This is a genomic window from Domibacillus sp. PGB-M46, from assembly GCF_022668875.1.
Lineage (GTDB): Bacteria > Bacillota > Bacilli > Bacillales > Domibacillaceae > Domibacillus.
The window spans coordinates 154,618-174,000 of record NZ_JAKGCR010000007.1; the positions used below are offsets into that span (position 1 = coordinate 154,618).

Consider the following 19,383-nt stretch of genomic DNA (forward strand, 5'->3'; position numbering starts at 1 on the left):
GCCGGGGATGTTTTTTTACACTTCAATAATAATAGGGACAATCATCGGACGCCTTTTTGTTTGAGCGTACAAAAACTTCCCAACCGTTTCCTTTAAGTTTTGTTTCATCACTTTCCATTGGGTCACTTCAGCTTCCTGCAATCGTTGAATCGTACTTGCTGCAATCTGGTTTACTTCATTCAACAAATCTTCTGACTGGCGGGCATACACAAACCCGCGTGAAATCGTATCAGGCCCTGAGACAATTTTGTTTTCCGCTTTGCTTAAAGTAATCACAATCACAAGCATGCCGTCCTCGGAAAGCTGTTTGCGGTCGCGCAGTACAATATCCCCAACATCCCCAATTCCAAGGCCATCCACAAAAATGTTTCCAGCCGGGATTCTCCGTGTCTGACGAGCTTCAGACTGGTTTATGTCCACAACGTCTCCGTTGTTTACCACAAAAATGTTCTCCCGCTGGACACCGACAGACTCAGCCAGCAGCCGGTGCTGCTGCAGCATTCTGAATTCGCCATGAATCGGGATAAAGTACTTCGGCTTCATCAAGGTCAGCATAAGCTTCAGCTCTTCCTGACAGCCATGGCCGGATACGTGCATCCCTGTCGCCGCTCCTGATCCATAAATAACATGAGCGCCAAGACGGAACAAGTTATCAATAATGCGTGCGACGTTTCGTTCATTTCCCGGAATCGGCGATGAAGACAAGATGACTGTGTCGCCCGGGTAGATTTCCACCTGCCGGTATTTTGAATTGGATAGTCGGGACAAAGCTGCCATCGGCTCTCCCTGGCTTCCCGTACAAAGGATTGCTACGTTTTCTGGATCCAGGTCATGGATTTCCTCTACATCAATGAGCATATCATCCGGAATATCTAAATAGCCAAGGTCAATGGCGACCGATACAACATTCACCATACTCCGTCCTAACAGTGCAAGCTTGCGGTTTGTTTTCCTTGCAGCATCCACTACCTGCTGTACACGATGAACATTAGAAGCAAATGTGGCAATAAATACTTTTCCCTCCGCTTTGCTGAATGCTTCTTCAATATGCCGCCCGACATGCTTTTCGGATGGCGTAAACCCCGGCCGCTCCGCGTTCGTGCTCTCCGATAAAAGAACAAGCACCCCGTTTTGGCCAAGCCCCGCCATTTTATGAATATCCGGATACTGATTATTGACCGGCGTCAAATCAAACTTAAAGTCCCCCGTATGTACGACTGTTCCTTCCGGCGTATGAAACGCAGCGCCCAAGCAGTCCGGGATACTATGGTTTGTTTTAAAAAAGGTCAGACGGATGGTTCCAAGTTCAATGGTTGAATCGGAATCAATAGGTGTCAGCTTGGTATCGCCGAGCAGTCCGTGCTCTTTCAGCTTAATTTCGATCAAGCCGATTGTCAGCCGTGTCGCATAAATGGGCACATTCAGCTGTTTCAGAAAATAAGGGATGCCCCCGATATGGTCTTCGTGTCCATGCGTTATGACAAGTCCCCTAATTTTATCTTCATTTTCACGTAAATACGTAATATCCGGGATGATTAAATCAATGCCTAATAAACTTTCGTCCGGAAACTTCGAGCCGCAGTCGATCAAAACAATATCATCCGCATATTGAACGGCATACATGTTTTTCCCAATTTCATTTACGCCGCCCAGGGCAACGATGGATAATGTATTTTCCTGTGCATTCATGATGTCTTCCTCCCAATGAACTCATTATCCAAATTGTGCCCTGTTTGAACACTTTTATGCCCTTCTTGAAGAAGAGGATTTTAACCTAAAAAGCGGCGCTTCAAAAGAAGCGCCGCTTTTTTCTGATTAAACGATTTTTCGGCCATGCTGCGCCAGCGCAAAGTAAATGCCGTGCTGCAGTGTTTGAAAGCAATCAAATCGAGACAAGTTGATTGTTGACTGTGAAATAACCATACCAAGTTCCGGGGAAATACCGACAAGAATCGTCTCAGTCCCGATCAAGGAGGCGGCAGAGCCAATTTTCTCAATCAAGCTGACAGTATGGCCGCTGATGTCTTTATCGAGTCCTGTTAAATCGAGGACAAGATAGTTTGCTTTATGGGCTGGAAGATTGTTGAGTGTTTTGACAACAAGCTCTTCTGAGCGGTCTTCATCATACTTGCCAATAAGTGGTACGACTACGATTCCTTCAAGCACAGGAATGATCGGCGAAGACAGCTGTCTGACCAATTCTTTCAGCTCTTTTGTTTTTTCTTCGACAATGGTTTCCAGCCGAAGAATTTCCTCCGCTTCTTTTTTACGAGCCAGCTCGTGAATGTTATGAGAGATGGTTACGTCTGATGGAAAATATTTAATAATGCTGTGCTCATGCCCATCCAGCTGATCCTGCACAACTTCATACCAGATGTTCTGCCCAAACAGCCCCGTAAAAATACCGGCATAATGAGCCGGAAGATAATTGCCGCCATGCTCTTTTTTCTGTGCTTTGTTGATTTTATATTCCCAGCTGTCTTTTATATGGGCGGTCAGCGTTTTTGCTTCAAAGTCCAAATCTTTGATCGTCGTCCGTCCCCAGCCTGCCGAGGCGTACGTGTTGGTAATCAGCTCTGCCGCCTGCGCTGCATCGACGTCTTTTATTTTTTCAAAATACTGTCCCACAACCAGTCCCTGCCGAAAACCGGTTGTTTCAAATACAAGGTTTGATGCTTCTTCGCCGGAAATTTCTTCGATCGTATCAAAAAATGTTCTCATAGCGGAAGAAATCCAAAACAGAACTGCGTCTTCTCTTTCAAATACAAATCTGCCTTTTTCCAAATCCCATTCAAACTCAAGCCCGCCAACTGTAATATGTGAATTCGCTGCCATCTATGATGCCCCTTTATAGTAAGTACGTTTTTTTATACAGTAATCCCATTATAGTTTTTGTCTAAGAACGTGTCCAATTTCGAATCTTTTTCTATTATAAAAGCACACCCAAAGTTGTCTGTACCTTTTTCCATATGTTAACATCTCGATATCCAAATAAAAGTAATGATTTTAATTTAAACGCAGAGGGGACAAAAATATGCTTGTTCAACTTAAAATAGAAATAACCAGCTTGTTCGAACCCATCCCAAATGCCCATGCACTTTATCTTTTTCAGGAAATTAATGCTTATATTGGCCATACTGCAGCTTGTATTTAAAGAGTATTCAGCTTGGAAAGCGCACGCTCGTTATTGAGAATGACTGTTTTCTACGGCTGATTGAAGTCCGCCTGCAGCCTTTTTTATCCGCCAGCCAAATGAATAAAATTCTTTTCCAAAATAACTTTGAATTCTTTCCTATTATCTTCAATCCGAAAGATCCATCCCAGCATCATTTTTTTAATAAAAAGCATAAAGAACATATTTATCATTATGCCGAGAGAATTTAGTCTCATACAGAATGGAACAAACAAACCGTCTTCTCTGCTCAGCTTGAAGAATTTGAACAAAAGCAAACTTGCCTTTAAAAGAAACGGGCGCCTCATGCGTATGTGCCTACAACCAGGAAAGCTTGACCAGCCTTCAAAAGCAGGCACTTCTTCTCTTTCACGATTTTAAGCTGACAGACCAAGGCAAACTGCTTCGTTTACCTGCTTAAAAAGAAGCCTTAGGTACAGGTGTGTTCCTTCCTCATTATTTATGCTTTCGCTATTGAATGATCATCCCTTTGTTTTTTTAATATAATTTAACAGGTGATCTTATATCTATAATGACATCTTTTGACCTGGAAAATAAGATTTATTTTATACAGCATTACAAAATAAAAAAAGCGGAGAATGCAGCCAATTGGCCTCTTCCCTGCTTTTTATATTTTGTTATCCTAATTCTAATACTGCTACCGCCTCGACATGGACCGTCTGCGGGAACATATCCACTGGCTGCACTTCACGTGTTTTAAAGCCGCCGTCTTCAAGTACGCGAAGATCCCGTGCGAGTGTACCCGGGTTACAAGACACGTACACAACCCGTTTCGGCTTCATTTTTAAAATTGTGTCAAGAAGTGCCTCGTCGCAGCCTTTACGCGGCGGGTCTACAACGATTACATCTGGCTTGATGCCCTGCTTATACCAGGCTGGGATCACTTCCTCTGCTTTTCCCGCTTCAAAATGAGCGTTTGTAATGCCGTTGAGCTCTGCATTTTGCTTGGCATCTTCAATGGCCTGCGGTACAATTTCAACCCCGTACACCTGCTTTGCTTTTTGTGCAAGAAACAGGGAGATCGTGCCGATACCGCAATAAGCGTCGATTACGGTTTCCTCACCAGTCAATCCGGCATACTCCAGTGCTTTATTGTAAAGCACTTCTGTTTGAACCGGATTAACTTGATAAAATGACCGGGCGGAAATGGCAAATCGAATGCCGCCGATCGTATCATAGATCACATCTTCTCCAAACAGCGTCCGCGTTTTGGAACCGAAAATAACGTTTGTTTTATCTGGATTCACATTTTGTACAATTGATGTAATATCTGGAACAGCCTGGCGAATCCCCTCTACAATAACCTCCTGGTTCGGCAGCTCATTGGTGCGTGTGATCAGCACAGCCATTTTTTCGCCGGTTTGATAGCCGATTCGTGCCATTACGTGACGGAGCACACCTTTATGGCGGCCTTCATCATAAGGCATAACCCCGTTCGCTGCACAAACATCTTTTACTTTTTGAATGATTGCGTCACTTTCTGTATGCTGGATCAAGCATTCTGTCATATCAATAATGTCATGCGAACGCTTTTTATAGAAACCGGCGACAACCTGACCTTCAGGCGACAGACCAACCGGCACCTGCGCTTTGTTCCGGTAGCGCCATGGATCCTCCAAGCCGAGCACCGGATGTACCGGCACGTCCGGAAGCTTAGCAATCCGGTCAATCACATTGCGTACCTGATTGTATTTCATATCCAGCTGCCCTGCATAGGATAAGTGCTGCATCTGGCAGCCGCCGCACTCATCGTAGACCGGACAAGGCGGCTCCACCCGCTCTTTTGATGCTTGATCAAGCCGGACCAGCTCGGCAAACCCGTACCCCTTATTTAATTTGGTTACTTGAATTTCTCCTGTTTCTCCCGGCAGAACACCTTCTATAAATAATGGATAGCCATCAATTTTGGCTACTCCTTTTCCTTCATGCGTCAAATCAGCCACCGTTACATGAACGGTATCGCCTTTTTGAACCGGAGCTTGAATCTTTGCCACAATTACTCTCCTCTTTCTATTTGAAAAATGATGCCCGCTCAGCCGAAATCCATTTTTCTATTTCTTTTTCCCTTACGGAACGATTCACTAAAATATCATGCCAGACGTAGTTTTTCAGTAAAAGAAGCTTGTCTGGCCGTACACACCAAGTCCATTGACTGGCTGCCCCGCTTGAAAACGATACCCTTCATCTTACAACGATGTGCCGCTTTCTTCAAGAGCGTTTCAAGCATTTCATACATTTCTCCTCATATGAACGGAATCATCTTCAGCTCCCCTTTATTCTGCTGACTGCGGCAGCAGTTTATACAGTTTTTAAAAGAGATTATGGCAGCGGATCCACCTATCGAAAATGAACAATTCTGTTCGTGTCAGTTATTTTGATGAACGTTTTTTATAGCGCTTCGCCGCGTTGGACGGATCAAAATGTGCGATTCTAAAAGGCACCTTGTATGGACGGCTTTTGCTTGTTATCGTGACAGTCTCTTCCACTGGTCAAAACGTTTATTACTTTTATCCGTTCACTAATCTGCTCGTATTCGTCACTCCTACTGGAAAATGACGGAATAATAGTGCAGGCAAATACTTTATCAGGAGGTTTTACGTATGAAAGCTTTGCGTTGGTATGAAGCGAAAAATATCCGTGTTGAAACCATTGATGAACCGGTAACGGCGCCCGGAAAAGTAAAGATTCAAGTAGAATGGACAGGTATTTGCGGCAGTGATTTGCATGAATACGCAGCAGGTCCTATTTTTGTACCGGTGAAAGAACCGCATTACGCCAGCCGGGATAGGGCACCGATTGTAATGGGGCATGAGTTTTCCGGCAGGGTTATCGAAGTAGGTGCAGGCGTCACACGTGTTCAGCCGGGCGATCCGGTTGTGGTGGAGCCTATTCTTTCCTGTGGTGAATGTGCGGCGTGTAAAAAAGGAAAATACAACTTGTGTAAACACCTCGGCTTTCATGGATTGTCTGGAGGAGGAGGCGGGTTTCCTGAATATACAGTGGTCGATGAGCATATGGTACATAAAATGCCGGACGGCCTTCCTTTCGAACAGGGCGCACTCGTTGAACCGGCGGCGGTCGCTCTTCATGCAGTCCGCCTGAGCAAATTAAAAGCGGGTGATAAAGCGGCGGTTTTCGGAGCGGATCCTATTGGCCTGCTTGTGATTGAAGCGCTCCGGGCAGCAGGTGCATCCGAAATTTATGCCGTTGAGCTTTCTCCTGAACGAGCAGCAAAAGCAAGAGAGCTGGGAGCACGCGATGTGATTAACCCGAAAGAGGAAAATGTCGTAGAGCGTCTTCAGGAGCTGACAGACGGCGGCGTAGATGTGGCGTTTGAAGTTACAGGTGTGCCGGTTGTTCTCCAGCAGGCGATTGACGCTGCAACATTTGAAGGAGAAACCGTCATCGTTTCTATTTGGGAATCCGAGGCGTCTGTGCAGCCAAATAATGTTGTGCTTCAGGAACGGACTGTAAAAGGCATTATTGCCTACCGTGATATTTCCCCGGCCGTTATGGAGCTTATGCAGCAAGGCTATTTTCTGGCGGAAAAGCTTGTAACAAAACGCATTTCGCTTGATGATGTGGTAGCGGAAGGGTTTGAAGCACTGGTGAAGGAAAAAAATCATATAAAGATTTTAGTTAAAGCCCAGCCTGATTGATAAAAAAAAGAACATCCTTGTTGGATGTTCTTTTAGATTTTGGGAAAATTATGTTAATGACAATGCACATGAATGGGATGATCGGCGGCGTCCAGGCAGCTCCGCTTTCCATGGGGCAGGCGCTGAGCCCGGCTTCGCCTGGCGGCTCCATCGGTCTCAACTGCCCGCTCGTCCCATAGGAGTCTGCGCCGCCCTCCCACCGCCAAGTGGCTTGCAACAAGATGGTATAGAGCTCATAAGGTCGTATCTTTTTGTTTAAAAAAGTGGAAATGTCTATTTAGACCTTGCAACACCACTTAGTGAAGCCTGCCGGACGAAGACTCCTGCGGGAAGTACAGTGAGTCGGGAGACCCCGCAGGCGCAGCCGAGGAGGCTCTTTTTTAAAAGTGAAAGGCTTTGTCTATAAACTGAAAGAACATCCTCCCTGGATGTTCTTTTTTTGTTTAGAACCGGCGGAAAGTGGAATAGTAATCCATATAAGGAGTGATTGAAAATGAGTTCACTAAAAGATCAAATTGCCTCAATTATCGACAGCAACCTTGTGGGAACGATGGCCACTATTCATGATAACAAGCCGCGTTCACGCTATATGACTTTTTTTAATGACGATTTAACACTGTACACGGCCACAAGTAAAGACACTCATAAAACAGAAGATATCGAGCAGAACCCATACACTCATATTCTGCTTGGCTATAACGGAGAGGGAATCGGCGATGAATATGTCGAAATCGAAGGAAAAGTGACCGAGTCCGACGATGAAGGCTTAAAGAAAAAAGTATGGAATGAACATTTAGAGTCATGGTTTGACGGGCCGGAGGATCCAAAGTTATTGATTTTAAAGGTTACCCCTGAGCAAATCCGGCTTATGAATAAAAAAGGACAGCCGCCGCAAACGCTGGAGCTGTAACAGAAATCAAAAGCACCGCCTTTTAAGGCGGTGCTTTTTGGTTGTAGACAAAGTAAGAAAGCAGGCTGATTAAAAACGTATGACTTTCCAGGAACGCCGCCGGCCGGGAAGCGGAGTGACCTTTTGGAGATCGTGAGCACTCACAGCCGGCAAGTGACGACGAAAGCGGGTGTTTGCCAATAGCCTGAGGGGGTGCTTTTACCGGGCGGCTGCTACAACCTCTTCATATGAGCCGATTGCTTGAATACCGCCATTTTTCAGCCGGATCACTTGATCGGCACGGCGGATGGTGTTCAGCCGGTGAGCGATGACGAAGCTGGTCCGTCCTTTCATCAGGCGGCCGAGCGCTTCCTGAATATGCAATTCAGTGATTGTATCGATACTGCTTGTTGCTTCATCTAAAATCAACAAAACTGGATCAGCCAAGATCGCCCGGGCAATCGCCAGAAGCTGGCGCTGCCCCTGGCTGATGCCTGATCCATCCTGCTTGAGCATGGAATGGTATCCGTCCGGCATCCGTTCAATAAACGAATGGGCATTGGCCTGCCTGGCGGCTTCTATAACTTCTTCATCGGTTGCATCCAGCCGGCCATAGCGGATATTTTCCATCATGGTTCCTTCAAAAAGTACCGTATCCTGCAGCACAAATCCCATTTGGCTGCGCAGTGCTGCTCCGGAAATATCCCGGCTGTCTATACCGTCAAACAAAATTTTGCCTCCATCCGGCTCATAAAACCGGACAAGTAAATTCATAATTGTCGTTTTACCTGAACCAGTCGGGCCGATCAAAGCGACCATCTCTCCGGGTAAAGCGTGGAATGAAACATGAGATAATGTTTTTTTTCCTTCTTCATATGAAAAAGAAACATCATCAAACACTACTTCCCCCGACAGAAGCGGTGTCTGTCCTTTCTTCCCGTCAACCGCTTCATCCGTATCCATAATATCAAATACCCGTTCCGCTCCGGCGACTGCTGACAGCATTGTGTTGTATTGATTGGCCAGATCATTGAGGGGGCGCGTGAATTGGCGGGCGTATTCTGTAAAGATCACAATGGTGCCAACCGTTGCCTGCCCGTTCAGCGCTAGAACACCGCCGACAAGAGCAATCACAGCGAAACCAGCGTTATTCAACACATTCATTAATTTCGGAATAAAGCCCGAATAAGCCTGTGCCAGATAACCGGCTTCACGCAGACGCTCATTTTTTTCCATAAATTCTTCAATGATATCTTCTTCCCGGGAAAACATTTTGACGATATGCCGGCTCGAAATCGCTTCTTCAATAAACCCGTTTAAATCGCCAAGGTGGCGCTGCTGCTCTTTAAACCTTGGGCCGGTGCGGCTTGTGATCCATTTCATTCCGCCAAACATCAGCGGGATAATGAGCAAAGTCACAGCAGTTAAAAGCGGGCTTAAATAAAGCATCACGACAATGGAGCCGGTGAGTGTCAACAGCCCCGATGCCACTTGAATAATGGAACTGTTCAGTGTACTGCTGATATTATCGATGTCATTGGTGACACGGCTCATCAGCTCGCCGTGGCGGCGCTTATCGAAAAAAGAAATCGGCAGTGTATGAAAATGGCGGAATAAATCATCACGAAGCTCGTAGACGGTTTGTTGGGCAATTTCCACCATCCAATAGTTTTGCAGAAAGCTGACGGCTGAATAACTGACATATACTAGTGCCAGGCCGGCGAGCAGCAGAAGCAGGCCGCGTTCATTCCCCGATGCCATATAATCATCGATCGCCTTCCCGGTTAAAAAAGGGCCGGCCAGGGCTAATGCGGAACCCAGCGCCACCATTATCATTGTCAGCACCAGTTTTCCTTTTCTCTTCAGCAAATAGCGGCCAATCCGCTTCAGCGTCTCAGACATGTTGCTGATCTGCGGCTTGGTTTCCCTGTTATTGCCCGGATGCTTCATGAATTCCACCTCCTCTGCCCTGCGACTCCAGCAGGCGTCTGTACAAGCCGTTTTCCCGTGCCAGTTCCCCGTGCGTGCCGGAAGTAGCAATTCGACCGTCTTCCATTATAAAAATACAATCCGCTTGTTCAGCAGTTGAAATTTTTTGCGTTACAATCACTACAGTGCATGGCTGGGCAGTGATTGCCTCAATAAGTGCGGCTTCCGTTTTTACATCCAACGCGCTCGTACTGTCATCCAACAGTAAAATATCCGGCTGCCGAACGAGCGCCCTTGCGATGGACAGCCGCTGCTTCTGTCCTCCTGAGAGCGTAACGCCTTTTTGCCCGATCACCGTATGGTATCCGTCCGGCAATGAAACGATCGTTTCATGAATTTGCGCTTTTTGAGCGGCTTCCATTACTTCTTCATCGGTCGCATTTTTTTTGCCCCAGCGAATGTTATCGATAATTGATCCGGTAAACAAATGAGATTCCTGCGGGACAAAGCCAATATGGCGCCGAAGCAGGCCGACGTCCATCCGGCTTATATCACGGCCGCCGATGGCAACACGCCCTTTCTCCGGCTCGTACAAGCGCGGAATCAAAGAAAGCAGTGCTGACTTGCCGGAGCCGGTTTCTCCTAGAACAGCGGCCATGCTGCCGCTCTTAATATTCATGGAGAGCAAATGAAGCACGGGCGTTTTACCGCCCGGGTATGTAAAGGTAATTTCCTCCAATGAGAGATCTCCTTCTGCTGGATAAGTCTCTGTTACAGCCGGGTGCTGCTCCTCTTTCACCATTAATACTTCATTGACCCGGGCAGCAGAAGCTCTGCCGCGGGCAAACGCAAGTGTAATAAACGTAAGGATTGATAGTGAAATAATAATCCGTGCCGCGTAGTTGATCACAGCCACAATTTCACCTGTGGTCGCTGTGCCGCTTTGCAGCTCGGCAAAGCCGAACCACAGGATAAATAAAAGGCCGCCATTCATCACAAGCATCAAAATCGGCACAATGCTTTCAAATGTGCGGATGACGCCGATCGTATTTTCCATGAGTGCTTTGCCAGCCCGTTCAAACCGCGCCGTTTCATGTCCGCTGCGGACAAATGCCCGGATCAGCCGGATGCCCGTCAAGTTTTCACGCATTACGCTGTTTACACGGTCGAGCTTAAGCTGCACACGTTGAAACATACCCGCTCCCTTTCGCATCATAAACAGCATAAAGATGGTCATGACCGGCACCGTTATAAGCAGCACCGACGCTAGCTTAAAATGAACGAACAGCGCCATCATTGTGCCAAAGAGAATCATTAACGGTGCACGCAGCATAATGCGCAGACTCATAAAAACAGCGTTTTGCAGCTGGGTCACATCGTTTGTCATCCTTGTAATTAATGTCGACGTATCAAAGTAGCCGTACTGCCCGAACGAAAAAAACTGCACTTTCTCGATCAGTTTCTTTCGAATATCGAACCCGTAGTTTTGGCCAATCCGCGCAGCAATAAATGAATTGGTAATTCCAGCAGAGAATGAAAACAGCGACAGCCCGACCATGATACTGCCCCAAAATAAAATCGCGTTCATCTCTCCAGCCGCGATGCCGTCATCGATCATTTTCGCCATTAAAACCGGCAGCACGAGTTCCACTGCAAGCTCAAGCAGCATCAGTCCCCAGGCAGCAGCCATCCGCAGACGATACGGCTTTAATAACACCCAAACATGATTCATCCCCATTCCTTCTTCCATCTCTTTGTTTATCTTTAGTGTAGCAAACATAAAAAGAAATCGCTTCTTTCAAGAAGCGTCCGGTATGCCTGTCCGCTCAAGGAGCAGAAGGCATTCTCCAGCCTGTTCTATTTACCAGCTGGAGAAGTGACCTACCATTTTGGCTCGATAAACGCTCTTTTCACCATCAGCTCCATATCCAGGCATTGAATGGCGCTGATTCCTTCTATGCGGACGATTACGCACACATTTGTCTGCTCTAAAAAGAAAGCTCATGAAAGCAGACTGCTGTACCGCAGCACACATCTAACGGCTGAAGCTGTGATAGGGTCACTGTTTTTTTCTTTTCATCGAGATGTTCGATGCAGAAGTACCCGGGCAATGGACTTTGAATATTGGGCGATAACAAGGTAAGTAAAGCGGACGGGAATGACAATATCCTGGACAGGTATTCCGCTCTTTACAAGAAAAAACGCCATGGTGTACGGCTGATGCGCAAAATGTTTACGCGTTTCTTCTTGGGTAGGACCTATTTTCAATTTGGCATAGTCATTCGCCATGCATGGAACAAAAAAGCACGGCTTTTCATGCGGATGATCTGAAAAATTTAAAAAAGCCTGCCGGCATCGAACGAAGCGATGCCGGCAGGCGGGCAGTTTATAGCTGAGGAAACTGTTCTGTCTCCCTCTTACTTTTTTGTACAAAATAATAAACAATCACACCGGCGAGCACGTATACCGCACACGCAGCATAAAGCATTTTAAAGCCGAGACCGGATGCTACAACCCCCATTACAAAGGACCCAAAGCCGATGCCGAGGTCAAAAAGAGACAAAAATGTTGCTGTCGCCAGCGCTTTTTTCTCAGGCCGCGCTTTTGATATGGCAATCGTTTGAAAGCCAGGGAATAAAGTGCCCCAGCCAAGCCCGATCACCCCTGCTGCAATCAGAAAAAGACCGGCGCCGCCAGCCTGGCTCAGCAAAAGCATCCCCACTGCGAATACAACAATCGACGGATAAACGATGGCATTGGCACCATAACGGTCAAACCACCGGCCGGTAAACGGACGGGACAGTACAATAACAACCGCATACACAACAAAAAAGAAGCCTGATACGGCACCAATATGCAGCTCTTCAGCATAAACCGAAACGAAGGATAAAATAGCTGAATAAACAATGGCGAAAAATGTACCGGTCAGCGCGATCGGCAGAGCAGACTTTTCAATTAAATTACCCGGAGACAGATCCAGCTTAAATTGTGCAGCAGGCTTGCGGCTGTCCGCTTTCTCATTTTTCAATGACCAGCCGATCATCAGCGCAATCAAGGCAACTGCTGCACACACGATAAAGCCCGCTTGAATACTCCATTTGTTCATAATGGCAAGTCCCGCAAACGGGCCGATCGCCATAGCCAGGTTCATGGACATCACATAGTAGCCCATTCCCTCACCCCGGCGTGAATTCGGGATAATATCCGCTACGACAGCTCCGGCTGCGGTAGTCGCCATCCCAAAGCCAATACCGTGGAAGAATCGAAGCACAAGAAGCGCTGTAAGTCCATTTGTGAACGGGTATAAAACCGATGCTGCAAAAAAGATCACAAGTGACGCAATCAATACTTTTTTCTTGCCGAAATGCTCGACCCATTGCCCAGAAACAAACCGGATCAAAATCGCTGAAATGAGAAAGACGGTTGTAGCCAGTCCTGCTTCACTTTCCGTGCTGTTCAATTCGTTTAATACATAAACGGGCAGCGTGACAAGCAGAAAATAAAACGTCATAAATAAGAAAAAGTTTGTTAATGAGATGCTGATAAAATCTTTTGTCCATAGAGCTGGTTTATTCATGTAAATCCCCTTTCATTTTTCCAAGCCAATCATGAAGTGCCATTTGCACAAGCATCCGCTGTTCCCACGGCACCTGCTCAAGCAGACGGTCATTCATCGTTAAAACGGCTTTCTCCCATTCTGGATATGCCTCGTGCGCTTTATCCGTTAAGTGAATCACTTTTACCCGCTTATCTTCACCCGGCACCTGCTGTACATATCCCTGCCTGGCAAGACGCTGAATCGTCCGGGTCATCGGTGGTGCTTCAACTGCCAGGTATTCGCATAGCGCCGACTGCGGCATGGCCCCTTTTGTTTTCAGCACAAATAAAACCGCCCACTGTGCACTGTACAGACCGAACGGATGCAGCGTTTCATTCACTTGCTTAGTCAGCGTGCGAGACAGCTGATGAATCGTATGAAATAGCTCATGTGTTTCCATTCCATCCTCCAATTGATTACTTAGGTAACTAAATTATAACACGATTCTTCGCCACACGAAATACTTTCTATAAAAAAGCTGCTTCGGTATCACCGAAGCAGCCCATATTAATAAATGCGGTCCTGTGGACGAAGCTTTTCGATTGGCGCAAAAACATCAAGATGGCGGTATAAATTTTCAAAATCAGCCGGAATCTCGCCGCCAAGCTCCCCGTCAAGATTAATCAGCAACGGTTCCGATGATTGAACATGAATCCGGCTTGCTTTTGTATAAATAACATGAGGGTCATTTAAATGATCTCCCCGCAGGGCAAGGCTTGCAATTCTGATAAATTCAGCCAGGTTGGTTTTCTTTAGGATAATCAGCGTAAATAAACCGTCGTTAACAGATGAATCCGGCGCCAGCTTTTCAAAACCGCCGACTGAATTCGTCAGCCCGATTAAAAAAAGAAGGGATTCTCCTTCAAACACTTCACCATCATATTCAATTCTAATATCTGTCGGCTTAATCGAAGGCAGCATTTCGATGCCTTTTAAATAATAAGCAAGCTGGCCGAGCATCGTCTTCAGCTTGCTTGGCACTTCATACGTAAGCTCTGTTAAACGGCCGCCCCCTGCAATATTAATGAAATAGCGCTCATTCATGCGCCCGACGTCCACCGGAATGGTTTCACCGGCTGTGATCACATCAATGGCTCCTTGAATATCACGTGGAATATGCAAGGCCCGGGCGAAGTCATTGGTCGTGCCCATTGGAATCACGCCGAATTTCGGACGATGCTCCTGGCCGGCCAGGCCATTCACTACTTCATTTAACGTTCCATCGCCGCCTGCTGCAATGACAACATCGAATTTCCGTTCCGTGGCGATTCGTGCCGCTTCGGTCGCGTCTCCTTCTCCCGTTGTTGCATGCGCGGAAGTTTCATATCCGGCTTTTTCAAGCTTTTCGAGCGCTTCCGGCAAATGCTTGCGGAATAATTCGCGCCCAGAGGTTGGATTGTAAATAATTCGTGCTCGTTTCGTCATCTTTATCCCAGTCTTTCTGCTATTAATATAATCGTTCCGCAAGCGTTGTTTTTATGCTGCGGTATATTTCCTGCCAGATCGATTCGTCCGTGCGGTAGGTTTCTGTTAATGCCTGGATCATATCACGGCTCTTTTTCTCGAAATCTTCATGGTCACGCGGCGGCAGAGATGAACGGTACTGTGTGACCATTTCCTGCACGGCTGGAGCACGCGGCCCCCATACGGCCTGCTCCGCTCCTTCTTCGTTTATAAAAATAAAAATAGGAATTGCCCGTGATGTTCCATTTGTTAAATACTGGTCCATCAGCTCCAGATTTTCATCGCGGTGCAGCATACGTACTTCCATCTTTGCTGCTTTTGCCATGGCAAGCAGAATAGGAACGTTTACCATAGCGTCCCCGCACCAGTCTTCTGTGAGGACAATGACACGCCAATTGGCTTCGCTTACTTTATCAATAAGAGAAGCTTCTTCGCTCGATAAGTGAAAATTTTTTAATACATAAAGAAGATTTTCTTTATGCTCCGACATATTGTTTATATAGTCCTCAGGTGTCAGTCCTTTTTCAAACCATTCCTGCAGATTCATTTTTCGTTCCTCCGTTACGGATTTTCAAAACATCCTATCCTCCATTATGCACAAAAACGGCCGATTTGACAAAATCGGTTGATTTCAAGGAAGCACAATTCTATAATGAAGAAGAATAAATTAATAAATATTAATAATTATAAATAAAAATACAAAGGAGTTTTCCCATGAAAGCATCAGTCATCGGCGCTTCCGGCTACGGAGGAATTGAACTTATACGCCTTTTATCCAATCATCCACATTTTGAGCTGCACGCTGTTTATTCATCCAGCAAAGACGGCGTTCCTGTTACAGAAGAGTATCCTCATCTTGCCGAGATTTGCCCGCTTCCCTTAACGAAAATTGATACAGAAGCGATCAAACAGGAGTCAGACGTTGTGTTTTTAGCGGTTCCTTCCGGCGCAGCCGCTGCCCTTGCCCCCCAGCTTGCCGGCGGACGGGCCAAAGTCGTCGATTTATCCGGAGACCTTCGCTTAAAAGAAACAGAAGATTATAAAAAGTGGTATAAAAAAGACCCGGCTCCGAAAGAATTTGTCGCCGATGCCGTGTACGGGCTGACAGAATGGAACCGTGAAAACATTAAGTCGGCATCCGTGCTATCCAATCCAGGCTGTTATCCGACCGCAGCGCTTTTAGGGCTTGCTCCTGCTGTACAAAACGGTGTAATTGATATGAAAAATATTATTATTGATGCCAAATCGGGTGTATCGGGTGCTGGACGCGGCTTGTCTCCGATCGTTCATTTCGCGGAGATGAATGATAACTTCCGCATTTATAAAGTAAATGAGCATCAGCATATTCCGGAAATTGAGCAGCAGCTTTCCTGGTGGAACGAATCAGCCGCCCCTATTACGTTTTCTACACATCTTCTGCCGGTATCCCGCGGAATTATGGCAACGATGTATGCACCGCTCACACGCGATATAACAACAGAAGAAGCGCATGCTCTTTACGCTGATACCTATAAAAACGATCCATTTGTCCGTGTGCGCCCGGTGAAACAGTTCCCTGGCATTAAAGAAGTGGCCGGTTCAAACTTCTGTGATATTTCTGTTGATGTGGATACACGCACGAACCGTCTTGTAATTGTGTCCGTTATCGATAACCTTGTAAAAGGTGCAGCGGGACAAGCCGTTCAAAATGCAAATATTATGTTTGGATTCGAGGAAACATCGGGGCTTAAAGGCTTTCCGATGTACCCATAAGAGGAGGAGACCGATGAAAACAGTAGTCGTAAAATGCGGCGGCAGTGTGTTAAAAGAATTGTCACAAAGCTTTTTTGACAGTATGAACGCGCTGATCGCCGATGGATATAAAATTGTGTTCGTTCACGGCGGCGGTCCGGAAATTAACGCTATGCTCGAGAAAATGAACGTAAAAAGCGAGTTTAAAAACGGTCTGCGCGTTACATCAGAGGAAGTGCTTCAGGCAGCGGAGCTTGTTCTGTCCGGAAGCATGAACCGGAAACTGGTCCGTATGCTTGAATCACAAGGTATTCCGGCTATTGGTGTACAGTCAAGCGACCAGGGGATTCTTCAAGCCGACTTTATTAACCAGAAAGAACTTGGGTTTGTCGGTGACGTAACAGCTGTTAACAAAGAAGTGCTCCAGCTGTTCCTTGAAGCCGGCCTCCTTCCCGTTCTAACACCGATTGCGAAAGGTCCAGACGGAACGGTGTTGAATGTAAATGCAGATCATGCAGCAGGCGCGGCTGCTTACGCCCTTCAGGCAGACCACCTTCTTATGGTGACAGATGTGCCCGGTGTTTTAAAAGATGGCGAACTAATTCCATCTCTCACTGCTTCCGAAACAAACGAGCTCATTGATTCTGGTGTGATCAGCGGCGGGATGATTCCAAAAGTTCATACCGCCCTGAAAGCACTCGAAAGCTGCGGACATGTTCATATTGTCTCTGGCAAAAAACCGTTCTATGAAAATGAAACGTGGCATGGCACTTTATTTCAAAAGGAGGAAACAGTATGAGTCACTTATTTCCTACATATGCAAGATGGGATATTACACCCGTCAAAGCAAAAGGCTCTTATTTAACAGCAAAAGATGGCAAGGAATATTTAGACTTTACATCCGGCATCAGCGTATGCAACCTTGGCCACGCACCGGACAATGTCAAAACAGCAGTTGAAGAGCAGCTGAACCAGTTTTGGCATACATCAAATTTGTTTCAAATTGAGCTGCAGGAAGAAGTAGCGAAGCAGCTGGCAGATGCATCCGGGCTCGATCTTGTGTTTTTCGGAAACAGCGGCGCTGAAGCAAATGAAGCAGCTATTAAGCTTGCCCGCAAATCAACCGGCCGGACAAAAGTGATTACATTCGTTGATTCATTCCATGGCCGCACTTTTGCCACGATGGCGGCGACCGGCCAGGACAAAATTAAAATCGGCTTTGGCCCCATGCTCGAATCATTTGAGTATATCACCATGAATGATCTTGATTCCTTGACAGCTGCCCTTGATGACAATACCGCAGCCATTATGTTTGAAGTGATTCAAGGTGAAGGCGGTATTAATGAAGGAAATGCAGAATTTCTGAAGAAAGCCGAAGAACTGGCTCACCAAAATGGCTCTCTTGTTATTATTGATGAAATCCAGACAGGCATCGGCCGTACCGGAAAGCCATTTGCTTTTCAGCATATCGGCTTGAATCCGGATATTGTCTCGGTTGCAAAAGGAATTGCGAGCGGCTTTCCTCTCGGTGCGATTATCGGTAAAGCGTCCCTTGCTGAAGCGTTTTCTGCCGGTTCACACGGCTCGACATTCGGCGGCAACCCGGTTGCTCTTGCAGCGGCCAAAGAAACATTGAACACCATCTTTGACGAATCCTTTTTGGCCGACGTAACCCAAAAAGGCGAACAGCTTCACTCGCTGCTCGAAGAAGCACTAAAAGAGCAGCCTATCTTTAAAAAGCTCAAGGGAAGAGGCTTAATGGTAGGTATTGAGCTGAACGAAGAAGCGGGACCGTTTTTAGCTAAAGCGCGTGAACATAACCTGCTTATTTTAACAGCCGGTACCCATGTAATCCGCCTTCTTCCGCCTCTTACCGCAACAGAGGCGGAAATTCAAACAGCTGTGAACGTGATTACCAATATTTTAACCAATTAAAAAAGCGGTCTCCATTCGGAGACCGCTTTTTACAATACTTTTCGAAATGCCGACTGTTTTTGGATGGTTTCTTCAATAAATGCAGCAGCTTCTTCTACAATGCGGTTCGCATCATAATCCATGGTGGCTACATGGTAAGAATTTCGCAGTGTGACGATTTTCTTTTGTTTGGATGAAATCGCCTGGTAAATAAACGATGTGTTTTCCGGCGGCACGACGTGATCTACCGCTGATTTGATGCAAAGCGCCGGCACGCGGACACGGTGCAGTACGCTCGGCACCTCTTTCATGAGCTTTTGCAGCTCGCGCACAGCAGCAACAGGTGCTTCTTCGTACGCGATTTCATGGACGCCGTCTTTTTTAATATCCGGCGCTCCTTCCGGAATAAAACGAGGAGCCGGATCATACTGCAAGTAATCGAGTGACGGCAGTGTAAGAGCTGCATTAATCGTAATAATGCCTTCAATGTCCTGATGAGCGGCTGCAAATTTAAGCGTCAGTGTGCCGCCCATGGACTGCCCCATTAAGAAAATACGCTTGCCGCGCTTTTTCAAAAAGCGGCAGGCGTTTGAATAGCTGTTATACCAGTCATCATGTGTGCATGTTTCCATTTCTTCCTGGTGCGTGCCGTGGCCTTTCAATCTTGGAGCAAAAACCGAAAATCCTTTTTGGTTCAATGCTTCAGCTACCTCCCGGACACTTTGCGGCGTACCAATAAATCCATGGGAAAGAACAATACCAATTTCATTTCCTTCTAAATAAAATGACTCAGCACCTGGGATTACAGTATATTCTCTGCTCATTATCCGGCCCTCCGTTTTAATTCCGATTATTTTTATAAGATATATATACTTTAACGGATTTTATCCGACAAGTCAAGTTGGAATTAACAGAAAAAGAAAACCGTTCGATTGAAAAAGCGGTGCTATTACATACAAAAATGGCGCGATTGAAGTTCAATCGCGCCATCCTGCCTGATCATTTA

Annotated in this window: 16 protein-coding genes and 1 pseudogene; 6 read left to right on the forward strand and 11 right to left on the reverse strand. The window is 46.4% G+C overall.

Annotated elements, in window-relative coordinates:
* Positions 1-15 precede the first annotated feature (15 nt).
* The 4 genes and pseudogenes from L2D08_RS11475 to L2D08_RS11490 all read right to left on the reverse strand — a co-directional run.
* Positions 16-1,689, reverse strand: coding sequence for a ribonuclease J (locus tag L2D08_RS11475; protein WP_242233911.1), 1,674 nt, complete (start codon positions 1,687-1,689; stop codon positions 16-18).
* Positions 1,690-1,815: 126 nt separating this feature from the next.
* A complete protein-coding gene (locus tag L2D08_RS11480; RefSeq protein ID WP_242233912.1) occupies positions 1,816-2,835 on the reverse strand; it encodes an STAS domain-containing protein in 1,020 nt (339 codons plus the stop codon).
* Between the two features lie 975 nt (positions 2,836-3,810).
* Positions 3,811-5,187 (reverse strand): 23S rRNA (uracil(1939)-C(5))-methyltransferase RlmD, encoded by a 1,377-nt coding sequence (gene rlmD, locus L2D08_RS11485; RefSeq protein ID WP_242233913.1) that lies wholly within the window; start codon positions 5,185-5,187, stop codon positions 3,811-3,813.
* A 16-nt stretch (positions 5,188-5,203) separates the two neighbouring features.
* Positions 5,204-5,323 (reverse strand): annotated as a pseudogene (locus tag L2D08_RS11490) (TrmB family transcriptional regulator); the annotation flags it as partial.
* Between the two features lie 470 nt (positions 5,324-5,793).
* Here L2D08_RS11490 and L2D08_RS11495 point away from each other — a divergent pair.
* The 3 genes from L2D08_RS11495 (at position 5,794) to L2D08_RS11505 (ending at position 7,762) form a co-directional block, all read left to right on the forward strand.
* Entirely contained in the window at positions 5,794-6,852 is a 1,059-nt protein-coding gene (locus tag L2D08_RS11495) for a 2,3-butanediol dehydrogenase (RefSeq protein ID WP_242233914.1), read from the forward strand.
* Between the two features lie 20 nt (positions 6,853-6,872).
* Complete coding sequence (locus L2D08_RS11500; RefSeq protein WP_242233915.1) at positions 6,873-7,031, forward strand: hypothetical protein; 159 nt, start codon at positions 6,873-6,875, stop codon at positions 7,029-7,031.
* Between the two features lie 314 nt (positions 7,032-7,345).
* Entirely contained in the window at positions 7,346-7,762 is a 417-nt protein-coding gene (locus L2D08_RS11505; RefSeq protein ID WP_242233916.1) for a pyridoxamine 5'-phosphate oxidase family protein, read from the forward strand.
* Between the two features lie 198 nt (positions 7,763-7,960).
* On the opposite strand, the gene L2D08_RS11510 is transcribed toward L2D08_RS11505, so the two are convergent.
* From L2D08_RS11510 to L2D08_RS11535, 6 genes are all read right to left on the reverse strand, one after another.
* Positions 7,961-9,691 (reverse strand): ABC transporter ATP-binding protein, encoded by a 1,731-nt coding sequence (locus L2D08_RS11510; RefSeq protein ID WP_242233917.1) that lies wholly within the window; start codon positions 9,689-9,691, stop codon positions 7,961-7,963.
* On the reverse strand, positions 9,672-11,402 hold the full coding sequence (locus L2D08_RS11515) for an ABC transporter ATP-binding protein (RefSeq protein ID WP_242233918.1): 1,731 nt from the start codon (positions 11,400-11,402) through the stop codon (positions 9,672-9,674). Before L2D08_RS11515 ends, L2D08_RS11510 begins: the two co-directional genes overlap by 20 nt.
* A 654-nt stretch (positions 11,403-12,056) precedes the next feature.
* Positions 12,057-13,247: an MFS transporter gene (locus L2D08_RS11520; protein ID WP_242233919.1), complete on the reverse strand. Its 1,191-nt coding sequence runs from the start codon at positions 13,245-13,247 to the stop codon at positions 12,057-12,059.
* Positions 13,240-13,668 carry a MarR family winged helix-turn-helix transcriptional regulator gene (locus L2D08_RS11525; RefSeq protein WP_242233920.1) on the reverse strand — a complete coding sequence of 143 codons (429 nt, stop codon included), beginning with the start codon at positions 13,666-13,668 and terminating at the stop codon, positions 13,240-13,242. Before L2D08_RS11525 ends, L2D08_RS11520 begins: the two co-directional genes overlap by 8 nt.
* A gap of 107 nt (positions 13,669-13,775) precedes the next feature.
* The gene (locus tag L2D08_RS11530) at positions 13,776-14,693 is read right to left on the reverse strand and encodes a diacylglycerol kinase (protein WP_242233921.1); all 918 of its coding nucleotides are present in this window, start codon (positions 14,691-14,693) and stop codon (positions 13,776-13,778) included.
* Between the two features lie 22 nt (positions 14,694-14,715).
* Positions 14,716-15,279 (reverse strand): thioredoxin family protein, encoded by a 564-nt coding sequence (locus L2D08_RS11535; protein ID WP_242233922.1) that lies wholly within the window; start codon positions 15,277-15,279, stop codon positions 14,716-14,718.
* A gap of 167 nt (positions 15,280-15,446) precedes the next feature.
* Here L2D08_RS11535 and argC point away from each other — a divergent pair, with 167 nt between their 5' ends.
* From argC to L2D08_RS11550, 3 genes are read left to right on the forward strand one after another with little or no spacing between them, the layout of a single operon-like run.
* Positions 15,447-16,484, forward strand: coding sequence for an N-acetyl-gamma-glutamyl-phosphate reductase (gene argC / locus L2D08_RS11540; RefSeq protein WP_242233923.1), 1,038 nt, complete (start codon positions 15,447-15,449; stop codon positions 16,482-16,484).
* A gap of 13 nt (positions 16,485-16,497) precedes the next feature.
* Complete coding sequence (gene argB / locus L2D08_RS11545) at positions 16,498-17,262, forward strand: acetylglutamate kinase (RefSeq protein WP_242233924.1); 765 nt, start codon at positions 16,498-16,500, stop codon at positions 17,260-17,262.
* On the forward strand, positions 17,259-18,398 hold the full coding sequence (locus tag L2D08_RS11550) for an acetylornithine transaminase (protein WP_242233925.1): 1,140 nt from the start codon (positions 17,259-17,261) through the stop codon (positions 18,396-18,398). The genes argB and L2D08_RS11550 overlap by 4 nt, the downstream gene beginning before the upstream one ends.
* A gap of 29 nt (positions 18,399-18,427) precedes the next feature.
* On the opposite strand, the gene L2D08_RS11555 is transcribed toward L2D08_RS11550, so the two are convergent.
* Positions 18,428-19,201, reverse strand: a complete 774-nt coding sequence (locus L2D08_RS11555; RefSeq protein WP_242233926.1) for an alpha/beta hydrolase — start codon at positions 19,199-19,201, stop codon at positions 18,428-18,430.
* Positions 19,202-19,383 lie beyond the last annotated feature (182 nt).

Bases quoted from the DNA above. Each gene is read 5' to 3' on its own strand.
- L2D08_RS11475 (WP_242233911.1), bottom strand. From the start codon at position 1,689: ATGAATGCACAGGAAAATACATTATCCATCGTTGCCCTGGGCGGCGTA.
- L2D08_RS11480 (WP_242233912.1), bottom strand. From the start codon at position 2,835: ATGGCAGCGAATTCACATATTACAGTTGGCGGGCTTGAGTTTGAATGG.
- L2D08_RS11495 (WP_242233914.1), top strand. From the start codon at position 5,794: ATGAAAGCTTTGCGTTGGTATGAAGCGAAAAATATCCGTGTTGAAACC.
- L2D08_RS11505 (WP_242233916.1), top strand. From the start codon at position 7,346: ATGAGTTCACTAAAAGATCAAATTGCCTCAATTATCGACAGCAACCTT.
- L2D08_RS11510 (WP_242233917.1), bottom strand. From the start codon at position 9,691: ATGAAGCATCCGGGCAATAACAGGGAAACCAAGCCGCAGATCAGCAAC.
- L2D08_RS11515 (WP_242233918.1), bottom strand. From the start codon at position 11,402: ATGAATCATGTTTGGGTGTTATTAAAGCCGTATCGTCTGCGGATGGCT.
- L2D08_RS11520 (WP_242233919.1), bottom strand. From the start codon at position 13,247: ATGAATAAACCAGCTCTATGGACAAAAGATTTTATCAGCATCTCATTA.
- L2D08_RS11525 (WP_242233920.1), bottom strand. From the start codon at position 13,668: ATGGAAACACATGAGCTATTTCATACGATTCATCAGCTGTCTCGCACG.
- L2D08_RS11530 (WP_242233921.1), bottom strand. From the start codon at position 14,693: ATGACGAAACGAGCACGAATTATTTACAATCCAACCTCTGGGCGCGAA.
- L2D08_RS11535 (WP_242233922.1), bottom strand. From the start codon at position 15,279: ATGAATCTGCAGGAATGGTTTGAAAAAGGACTGACACCTGAGGACTAT.
- argC (WP_242233923.1), top strand. From the start codon at position 15,447: ATGAAAGCATCAGTCATCGGCGCTTCCGGCTACGGAGGAATTGAACTT.
- argB (WP_242233924.1), top strand. From the start codon at position 16,498: ATGAAAACAGTAGTCGTAAAATGCGGCGGCAGTGTGTTAAAAGAATTG.
- L2D08_RS11550 (WP_242233925.1), top strand. From the start codon at position 17,259: ATGAGTCACTTATTTCCTACATATGCAAGATGGGATATTACACCCGTC.
- L2D08_RS11555 (WP_242233926.1), bottom strand. From the start codon at position 19,201: ATGAGCAGAGAATATACTGTAATCCCAGGTGCTGAGTCATTTTATTTA.